Below are 8,188 nucleotides of genomic sequence, written 5' to 3'. Positions count from 1 at the left end.
CCGCCATTTGCGGCTTATTTATTCCGCAAAAGAAGCATTAAAAAAGTTACTGGTAATCTGATTCAAGGGCTGCTGATAATTCTGGGCATTACAGCCATCATTTTTGGATATTGGTTGGGCCTTATTTTAATTGGATTTGGCATCACCGGTTTATTGAAGGACGAGAAGATTGCTTCCAAGATTTCAGACAAAATCACCCTATCCGACAAGCGTGCCAATACCATAAACATATTCATTGCTGCGTTTGCAGTGGTCTTCCTGTTGGCGGAATTCTGGCGTCCGCTTGGCGTAGATAAGAGCATCTTTTGGAACCTGTTATTCGTGGGCCTGATCTGTTTTGGACTATTAGGAAGCTTCTGGTTGTTTCAACATTACTATACGCGAATTCTGCGCTGGGCCTTACGGAATAAGCTATTATTTTTATCGCTACCAACGCTTATCGTTGTATGTGGGGTCTTGATTTGGCAGAATACGGGTAAGGAATTTATGCCATCCTTAAATGAAGGATCCTTTTTATTGATGCCGACCTCGATGCCGCATTCGGGCGTGGAAGAGAATAAACGCATATTGCAACAATTGGATATGGCAGTAGCCAGTATTCCAGAGATTAAAACAGTGGTCGGGAAGGCAGGACGTACCGAATCTGCGCTCGATCCAGCGCCTTTATCGATGTATGAAAATATCATTAATTATAAGTCGGAATACGCACTTAATGAAGATGGCAAGCGCCAACGATTTAAAGTGAATAAAGATGGGTTATTTGTTTTGAAAGATGGTAGCCTGGTTGTTAATCCAAATACGAAAGCAGCTAAGGAAAATCAAAATTCAGAAACTACAGATACCTTTTTTGTATCCGACCAAGATCTTATTCCTGATAATGATGGCGAATTTTATAGAAACTGGCGACCGGAAATAAAATCGCCAGATGATATTTGGAATGAAATAGTGCGGGTGACTAAACTTCCAGGAGTGACTTCCGCGCCTAAATTGCAACCTATCGAAACCCGTTTGGTCATGTTGCAAACTGGAATGCGAGCCCCGATGGGAATTAAGGTCAAAGGTCAAGATTTGCGCGAAATTGAAGCTTTTGGGATTGAACTGGAAGAAATTTTAAAGCACGCCGAAGGTGTGAAAGTATCGGCCGTTTTTGCCGATCGTATTGTCGGAAAGCCTTATCTACTCATAGATATTAAACGCGATCGTCTGGCGAGATATGGTGTGACCATTGGCGAAGTTCAGGAAATTCTACAGGTTGCAGTTGGTGGCATGCCATTGACGCAAACGGTGGAAGGAAGAGAGCGTTATGGTGTCCGTGTCCGATATCCACGAGAGTTACGTGCGGATCCCGAAGATCTAAAAAATATTTATGTGCCCGTAGAAAAGGGCAAGCCGGTGCCCTTGGGGGAACTTGTAGATATCCGTTACGAGCAAGGGCCATTGATGATTAATAGTGAGGATACCTTTTTGATAGGACACGTTTTATTTGACAAACTTGACGGTTATGCCGAAGTCAATGTCGTTGAAAATGCCCAGGCCTTGATCAAGGATAAAATAGACAATGGTGAGCTGACGGTTCCCAAAGGCATCAGTTATCAGTTTACGGGAACTTATGAAAACCAGTTACGGGCAGAAAAAACACTTTCTGTGATCGTGCCAATGGCCTTGGTGGTCATTTTCTTGATCCTTTATTTCCAATTCCGTTCGGTTGCAACCTCGTTAATGGTGTTTTCTGGGATTGCCGTAGCGTTTGCCGGTGGCTTTTTGATGATTTGGTTTTATGGTCAGGATTGGTTTTTGAACTTTAACTTTTTTGGAGAAAACTTACGAGAGATGTTCCAAATGCACACCATCAATTTAAGTGTTGCCGTCTGGGTTGGATTTATTGCGCTCTTCGGGATTGCTACGGATGATGGTGTGGTAATGGCCACGTATCTTACCCAAACTTTTGATAAAAACGAGCCAGATAATGTGGCCGAAATACGTTCGTCAATTGTCGAGGCAGGAATGAAACGGATCCGTCCATGTTTGATGACCACCGCCACGACCATGTTGGCATTATTACCAGTTTTAACCTCTACAGGACGTGGGAGTGATATTATGATTCCTATGGCCATTCCAAGTTTTGGTGGGATGCTTATCGCATTGATCACCTTATTTGTAGTGCCAGTATTATTTAGCTGGAGAGCTGAAGTTAAACTTAAAAGAGCAAAAAAATGAAATACATTAAATCACATATTAAAGCCCTCCTAATGCTTAGTACCTTGAGCTTTGTTCTTACAGTTCAAAGCCAAGATTTGCAGAGCCTCATTGACGAAGCATTAACTAATAACCCTGAAATTCAAAAGTTTGATTTTCAGTATCAGATTGCTTCTGAAAAAGTAAATGAAGCCAACAGTTTGCCCAATACCGAATTTAACCTTGGAGTAATGGCTATAATGCCGGAAATGGATATGCCGATGGAACTTTTTAGGGCATCCGTTATGCAAATGTTGCCTTGGTTTGGAACGATAACGGCGCGGGAAAACTATGCGTCCTCCATGGCCGATGCCCAATATGTTGAAGTGACTATCGCCAAACGAAAATTGGCACTTTCCATCTCCGAGTTTTATTATCAGCTTTATGAAATTAGAGCGAAACAAATCTTTCTTGATAAAAACATAGCGCTATTACAGTCCTATGAACGTTTGGCGCTTAATTCTGTAGAAGTTGGAAAGGCGTCGGCCGTGGATGTCTTACGACTGCAGATGCGGCAAAATGAACTTATTCAGGAAAAAGAGATTCTAATTCAGCAAAACAAAGGCATTCAGGCAGCCATGAACAGTTTGCTGAACCGGGGTTATGATAAAGATGTGTCTGTAGCTTCTATTCTGGAAATCCCAGCAGACGATAATTTTCAAAGCTACGATGCCTTGTCATTAAACCCAGAATTGCTCAAATACGACAAACTGTATGAATCTATTGAACAGTCTGAGGTATTGAATCAGAAAGAAAGTAGCCCGATGGTAGGTTTTGGAGTGGAGTATATTAAGCAAGATAATAGCCCCATGATTACCAGTTCCTATAAAGATATGGTAATGCCAATGGTGTCGCTTTCGATTCCCATTTTCAACAAAAAATTCCGTTCTCAAACCAGACAAAACGACTTGCGTAAGCAGGAAATACTATCTGAAAAGGACGAACGCTTAAACATGCTGACTTCTGAATTATCAAAAGCAATTTCCCAACGCAATCAGGCACGAATTAAATTTAACACCCAAGTAAAGAATCTGAAACAAGCGGAAGATGCGGAAGACATCTTGATCAAGAATTATGAGACCGGAACCATTGATTTTAGAGATGTATTGGATATTCAGGAGCTACAGTTAAAATTTCAAATGGGACAAATTGAAACCACGCAACTTTATTATATGCAATCGGCACTTATTAACTATTTGGCGAATTAAAAGTTTATTTAGATGGGTTAATATATTAGGAATACTTGAAGTAGATTTAATAAAAAACTGAAAATGAGAACTGTAAAACACATGTTGATACTTGTTTTATTGGGATGCCAAACCATTTTGGGTCAGAATAATTATGAGCAGTCCAACGAAGGAAATAATAAAAATCTACCCGTTCACGAATACACATTGACGATTAAGGAAGAAATGGTTAACAAAGCAGGAAAAGAAGTCAAAGGAATGACCATTAACGGCACGATTCCAGGGCCCACTTTGGAATTTACCGAAGGCGAATATGCGGTTATTTATGTGAAAAATGAGATGGATGTGGAGACTTCTATACACTGGCACGGCATTCTGTTACCTAATTTTTTTGATGGTGTCCCTTATTTAACCACGCCACCAATAAAACCAGGAACAACGTTCAAGTATGAATTTCCTATTAGGCAATCAGGTACGTATTGGTATCACTCCCATACCATGCTCCAAGAGCAAAGTGGTGTTTTTGGATCCCTATTAATACGTCCTAAAGAGAAAACACTGGAGTATGATCACGATTTGGTTTTGATGTTATCCGATTGGACGAACGAAAATCCGCACAGTGTTATGCGTAACTTAAAGCGTGGCAACGAATGGTACCAAATGAAAAAGGGTACGGCAACTCCCTTAAATAAGGTCATTGCACGTGGTGCTTTGGGAGCACAAATCGATTTTTGGCGACAACGAATGGGCGGTGCTGATATCGCAGATGTGTATTATCCTGCATTCTTGATTAATGGAGAGCAATCTATGGAATATCCCAATTTTAAACCTGGGGAAAAAGTGCGTTTACGTATTATAAACGGTTCTGCTTCCTCACAATTTTGGATGACCTTTGGTGGTAAACCGCCTTTGTTGGTGTCTGCCGATGGAAAAGATGTGATTCCGGTTGAACACACTAAAACCTTTATCGCTACGGCTGAAACCTATGACTTTATCATCACTATTCCTCAAAATGGAAAAGTTGAGTTACGAGCCATGGTACAAGACGGTTCTGGAACGACCACAGCTTATTTCGGCAAAGGCGAAACACTTCCTGCTGAAGTTATTCCGAAACCTGACAAAATAAAAATGATGCAACAAATGGCCAAAATGGATATGAAAATGGGTGCACATGCCTTAAAATTTCAACCCAAAAAAGATGAGCGTTACAAGATGAAGGAAGAATATGGAATGCAGATGGACGACATGAAGATGGATGACATGAAAGGCATGCACATGAATGATGGAGAAATGAAAATGCCTAAGGATTCTGTAATGAATGATAAAATGGATCACTCTAAAATGGATCATTCTAAAATGGACATGAAGAAGGACACGATGAAAATGGATCACTCTGAAATGGATATGAAGAAAGATTCAAAAGTGAATATGGATCATATGCATATGGACGGAATGAACATGTTTTCCGAATATAATTACGATTATCTTAAATCGCCACAAAAAACGGCTTATGATAAAAATCTTCCCGTAAAGGAAATCCTATTGAATCTTACCGGAAATATGCAACGCTATATTTGGAGTATCAACGGCGTCCCCTTGAGCGAAGCTGATAAGATCGAAATAAAAGGTGGCGAAGTGACCCGAATGACGTTCAATAATTTGACGATGATGCATCATCCAATGCACCTTCATGGTCACTTTTTTCGAGTTATCAATGAAAATGGTGATTATTCCCCATTAAAACATACGGTTAACGTTCCACCTATGGAACAAATAACCATAGAATTCAGCGGCAACGAGGGCGATGAATATGGCGATTGGTTTTTTCATTGTCATATTCTCTACCATATGATGAGCGGAATGGCGCGGGTGGTCAGTTATGATACGCCTCGCGACCCACGAATGGCAAAGTTTCCAGTTAAAAACTTGCTTAATGAAGCCGATCGGTTTTATGTGTGGTCGATGGCGGATGTGGCATCCCATATGGCAGCGTTTAATTTGGTGGCTTCTAATCTCCGAAATCAATTTAATATTTCCGCAGAATATGGTTGGAACCAAAACTTAGAAGCAGAAGTCTCATACGAACGCTACCTACATGATTATTTCAGGGTGTTTGGTGGTGTTAATGTGGAAAATGAAATGCACGATAACTTGGATGAACTTTCTGTCACAGCTGTTGCTGGAATTCGATTTCTAACACCCTATTTATTCAATTTGGATGTTCGAATGGATAGCAAATTGCGACCACAAATCAGTTTGAGTCGTGAAATAATGATCTTTCCAAGAACAGCCATTTTTGGAAGCTATGAATATCAAGCAGATTTTGGTTGGGTGGACTCTCTTCCATTTGGAAGTAATTATGCTAATGAGGTAGTTTGGAATGCAGGTGTCGAATATTTTTTATCCCGAGACTTTTCACTGATGGCCAGCTATGACAACCGTTTTGGAGCGGGTGGTGGATTATCTATACGATTTTAATAGCAAGTAACAATTTTATATAAACCAGTAATAATTTAAATCAAAATGACAATCAAAATGAGAAATTTAAGAGTAACAACAACAATTATGGCAATGGCTTTTGTAGGCCTAACAACAATGTCCTGTAAAGACGGCAAGAAGGAAGACTCAAGTGTCACAACGGACTCTGAAGTGAGTCAAGAGCAAGCAAGTGCCTCTACGTCTGATGTACAAAATCCTGAATCCCAACAAGTAGTGGCTGATTATATGGCGCTTAAAGATGCTTTAGTTGCAACCGATGAAAAGGCTGCTGTCGATGCTGGAAAGAAACTTGAAAGTACGTTAAAAAGTTTTAAATTAGATAGCTATACATCTGACGAGCAAAAAGAGCTGCAAGAGATTGTTGAATCAGCAACAGAGCATGCTGAGCATATTGGCAGAAGTGACATGGCCCACCAACGTGAGCATTTTCAGATGCTAACTAAGGATGTTACAGATATGGTGGCTATTACCGGGACAGCTAGTACGCTTTACCAGCAATTTTGCCCAATGTATGGTGAAGGTGGTGCTTGGTTGAGTATGGAAAAGGAAATAAGAAATCCTTATTTCGGTAGCAAGATGATGAAATGTGGTGAAGTACAAAAAGAGATTAACTAGTACAATTATAGACTGATTGACTTAAGACATAAGACTAAGTGAAAGAAATTCAAAAGTCTTATGTCCTAAGGTCAATAAGAGAGGTGACTTATGAAATTTTTAAAACCCGTCGTGATAATTTTATTGGTTGTTTTTGTGGGGATCCAGTTTGTGCCTACAGAGCGAAACCAAACTGATGCTGTATTTGAAACCGATTTTTTGTTAGTGAACAATACTCCAAAAAATGTTGCAGTCATTTTACAGACATCTTGTTATGATTGTCATAGTAATAATACAGTATATCCTTGGTATAATAAAATTCAACCAGCGGCTTGGTTTTTAGAAGATCATATAACGGAAGGGAAAAAAGAATTAAATTTCAGTGAATGGGACACGTATTCAAATCGTAGAAAAAACAGCAAGCTAAAATCTATCATGAGCCAAATTAGAAATGATGAGATGCCTCTTTTTACTTACACATTGATTCATAGGGATGCCATTTTATCAGATGTTGAAAAGCAGAGTATAATTGAATATATGAAAAGCGTTCAGGACAGCTTATAAATAAGTAGAGTACGGAGGAATGATTTTTCGAAAATGTAGGGGTTTTACTCCGTAGTTTTTTTCATATTTATAGGAACTTTAAGAATCAAAAATTTAAACAAATGACTCATACATATAGCATATCGGGAATGACTTGCAATGGCTGCAGAAGCCATGTGGAAAAAACACTTTCCAATATAGAAGGGGTAATAAGTGCCTCGGTTAATTTAGAGAAAAAAGAGGCGACCATCGAAATGGATAAGCATATTCCACTCGAAAAGCTTCAAAAAGTATTAAAAGATGATGGTGGGAAGTATAGCATCGATAATCTAGGCGATCAACCGCATCTTTCCGATACTATGAGACACAGCTATAGCATATCGGGAATGACCTGCAATGGTTGCAGAAGCCATGTGGAAAAAACACTTTCCAATATAGAAGGGGTAATAAGTGCTTCGGTTAATTTAGAGAAAAAAGAGGCGACCATCGAAATGGAGAAGCTTATTCCACTCGAAAAGTTTCAAAAGGTTTTAAAGGATGAAGGGGGGAAATATAGTATTCATAATTTGGGAGAGGATTTTAAATTGAAAGATACGGATGAGGAGATTCCTGCCTCCGCAGGAATTATGACACACACTTACAGCATATCGGGAATGACCTGCAATGGTTGCAGAAGCCATGTGGAAAAAACACTTTCCAATATTGAAGGTGTAAATAATGCCACCGTCAATTTAGAGAAAAAAGAAGCGACCATCGAAATGGAGAACCATATCCCTCTCGAAAAGTTTCAAAAGGTTTTAAAAGACGATGGTGGGACGTATAGCATCTATAATTTGGGAGAAGCGCCTGCTCCTTCTGAAATTAAGAAGGAAAAACTTCCCAAAGGTGTCGGTACTGGCGTCTTTTATTGCCCTATGCATTGCGAAGGTGATAAAACCTACGACAAGGCAGGAGATTGTCCTGTATGCGGAATGGATTTGGTCGAAGAGCAAAACTTATCAGTTATAACCACTGAGCAATGGACCTGTCCGATGCACCCTGAGGTTGTACAAGATGAAGCAGGTTCTTGCCCCATATGTGGAATGGATTTAGTTCCGAAGCAACCCGATCTTTCGTCAGAGGAGAAAACT

The 8,188-nt window shown here is 39.8% G+C and carries 6 protein-coding genes; all 6 read left to right on the top strand.

Annotation, left to right across the window (positions count from 1 at the left end):
* Nucleotides 1-2,217 (top strand): efflux RND transporter permease subunit (locus tag ABIQ28_RS06330; protein WP_348036035.1); only part of this gene is annotated, 2,217 nt, incomplete at its 5' end.
* Nucleotides 2,214-3,443, top strand: a complete 1,230-nt coding sequence (locus ABIQ28_RS06325; protein ID WP_348036034.1) for a TolC family protein — start codon at nt 2,214-2,216, stop codon at nt 3,441-3,443. The genes ABIQ28_RS06330 and ABIQ28_RS06325, both read left to right, overlap by 4 nt.
* Before the next feature lie 63 nt (nt 3,444-3,506).
* On the top strand, nt 3,507-5,900 hold the full coding sequence (locus tag ABIQ28_RS06320; protein ID WP_348036033.1) for a multicopper oxidase domain-containing protein: 2,394 nt from the start codon (nt 3,507-3,509) through the stop codon (nt 5,898-5,900).
* Nucleotides 5,901-5,957: 57 nt separating this feature from the next.
* On the top strand, nt 5,958-6,536 hold the full coding sequence (locus ABIQ28_RS06315; RefSeq protein WP_348036032.1) for a DUF3347 domain-containing protein: 579 nt from the start codon (nt 5,958-5,960) through the stop codon (nt 6,534-6,536).
* Between the two features lie 90 nt (nt 6,537-6,626).
* Entirely contained in the window at nt 6,627-7,079 is a 453-nt protein-coding gene (locus tag ABIQ28_RS06310) for a heme-binding domain-containing protein (RefSeq protein ID WP_348036031.1), read from the top strand.
* A gap of 101 nt (nt 7,080-7,180) precedes the next feature.
* A partial coding sequence (locus tag ABIQ28_RS06305) for a copper ion binding protein (protein ID WP_348036030.1) occupies nt 7,181-8,188 on the top strand: 1,008 nt, incomplete at its 3' end.

Origin of the sequence: Gelidibacter sp., assembly GCF_039916245.1 — a bacterium.
GTDB lineage: Bacteria > Bacteroidota > Bacteroidia > Flavobacteriales > Flavobacteriaceae > Gelidibacter.
Note: the sequence above shows the minus strand (reverse complement) of the source record. Positions and strands in the feature narration are given on the sequence as shown.

Coding starts and splice junctions, on each gene's coding strand:
- ABIQ28_RS06325 (WP_348036034.1), top strand. CDS start 2,214: ATGAAATACATTAAATCACATATTAAAGCCCTCCTAATGCTTAGTACC.
- ABIQ28_RS06315 (WP_348036032.1), top strand. CDS start 5,958: ATGAGAAATTTAAGAGTAACAACAACAATTATGGCAATGGCTTTTGTA.
- ABIQ28_RS06320 (WP_348036033.1), top strand. CDS start 3,507: ATGAGAACTGTAAAACACATGTTGATACTTGTTTTATTGGGATGCCAA.
- ABIQ28_RS06310 (WP_348036031.1), top strand. CDS start 6,627: ATGAAATTTTTAAAACCCGTCGTGATAATTTTATTGGTTGTTTTTGTG.